Annotated in this window: 1 protein-coding gene; it reads left to right on the forward strand. The window is 42.2% G+C overall.

Annotated features, from left to right (window positions below; translation table 11 throughout):
- Positions 1-495: 495 nt before the first annotated feature.
- Complete coding sequence (gene ltrA, locus DW819_RS15415; protein ID WP_118586736.1) at positions 496-1,773, forward strand: group II intron reverse transcriptase/maturase; 1,278 nt, start codon at positions 496-498, stop codon at positions 1,771-1,773.
- Positions 1,774-1,847: the final 74 nt, after the last annotated feature.

A 1,847-nucleotide genomic window follows, 5' to 3' on the forward strand; every position in this document is an offset into this window, starting at 1 on the left:
GTTCAGTTCGCCCGGCGCGAACGTTATTCTTAAAGGTGAAAGTCCTAAGTGCACCTGTTAGCGGGAAGCACATAGCCAACATGGCAAGGGTGTCCACTGTAAGGTGGAATCTGAAGGAAGCCTGCGGCAAACCATTGGTCCGACGGACAGAAATCATGTATAAGGCTTACAGTTCGGATAAGACTGCTGAATAAGTTGAAGTCCAATAGCTAACGTGGAACTGGTAGTAGACATGGCGGATAGATGATGGGAAAGATGGCGTATTTTAACCGGGGAGATCCTATGAGTGGTTCCATTAGCCATAGTAACAACGAATCATAGGAAGTCAGCAGATGTCATAGTAGCGAAGAAGTCTGGGAAACCGGATGGAGCAAAGGACAGAACAGTTAATCAGCTGGAGTACGTCCTGATTGAGAGTTTAGACAAAACACATGCCGAGAGGAGTACCACAAGTACTAAGTGGTCGAAACTCACGAAAAGGAAGGGAAACAGTGCATGGAAAAACAAAGTACAATAATCGAAGACATACTGTCCAAAGATAACCTAAACCGTGCATATCAGCAGGTAATAAAGAATAAAGGTGCGGCAGGGGTGGATGGAATGGAATGCGAAGGATTGCTCTCTCATTTGAGAGCCAATGGCACTCAACTCAGAGAAAGTGTAAGAAATCAATCATATAAGCCCATGCCGGTGAAACGGGTTGAAATTCCAAAAGAAGATGGAAGTAAGCGGAAGTTGGGGATTCCAACAGTGAAAGACCGAATGATTCAACAAGCAATATCGCAGGTCTTAGGACCAATATATGAGAGAAAATTTCATGCAAACAGCTATGGTTTCAGACCTGGAAAGAGTGCTCAACAAGCGGTACTAAAAGCTGTTGAATATATGAATGAAGGGTATAACTGGGTTGTTGACCTTGACTTGGAAAAATTCTTCGATACGGTAAATCATGATAAGCTCATTTCTATCTTAAACAAAGAGATTAAGGACGGAAAAGTTCTGTCGTTAATTCGAAAGTTTCTGGTAAGTGGTGTCATGGTTGGTGAGCAGATGGAAGAAACGGAGATAGGAACACCGCAAGGAGGAAATCTCTCGCCACTTCTTGCAAACATTATACTGAATGAACTAGATTGGGAACTTGAAAAGCGAAAACTAAAATTTGTAAGATATGCAGATGACTGCATTATTCTAGTGAGGAGTCAGAAAGCGGCTAACCGAGTAATGGAATCAATTACAAGATACATTGAATCTAAGCTTATCTTAAAAGTGAACCGGAAGAAAAGCAAAATAGGACGTCCCACAGAAATAAAATATCTTGGCTTTACTTTCTACAATCAGTTCAAGGAAAAGAAATACAAGGCAAAGGCTCATGAGAAGTCAATCCAAAAAGTAGTAAAGAGGCTGAAACTACTTACAAGCCGTAAATGGAGTGTAAATAACGCATACAAAGCACAAAAAATATCAGAAGTTCTTAGAGGTTGGATTAACTACTTTAAAATTGGCTCAATCCTTACAGTAACCCGGAAATTGGATAGAATACTTCGATACAGATTTCGAATGTGTATATGGAAACATTGGAAAACTCCACAAAATAAATTTAGAAATCTGGTAAAACTCGGAGTGTGGGAAGGAAATGCGGCGAAAGCGGCATGGTCCCATGGCTATGCGCGAATATGCCGTTCAGAAGCAGTATGCTATGCAATATCCAATGCACGCCTTGCAAAGTTCGGATTATTATCTGCGGAAACGTACTTTGTGCAAGTGTCAAGTTAACTGAACCGCCGGATGCGGAACCGCATGTCCGGTGGTGTGAGAGGTCGGCGGCGATAGCCGCCTCCTACTCGATC

It is taken from the genome of Clostridium sp. AM33-3, assembly GCF_003480315.1.
Taxonomy (GTDB): Bacteria; Bacillota; Clostridia; order Lachnospirales; family Lachnospiraceae; genus Brotaphodocola.

Coding starts and splice junctions, on each gene's coding strand:
- ltrA (WP_118586736.1), top strand. CDS start 496: ATGGAAAAACAAAGTACAATAATCGAAGACATACTGTCCAAAGATAAC.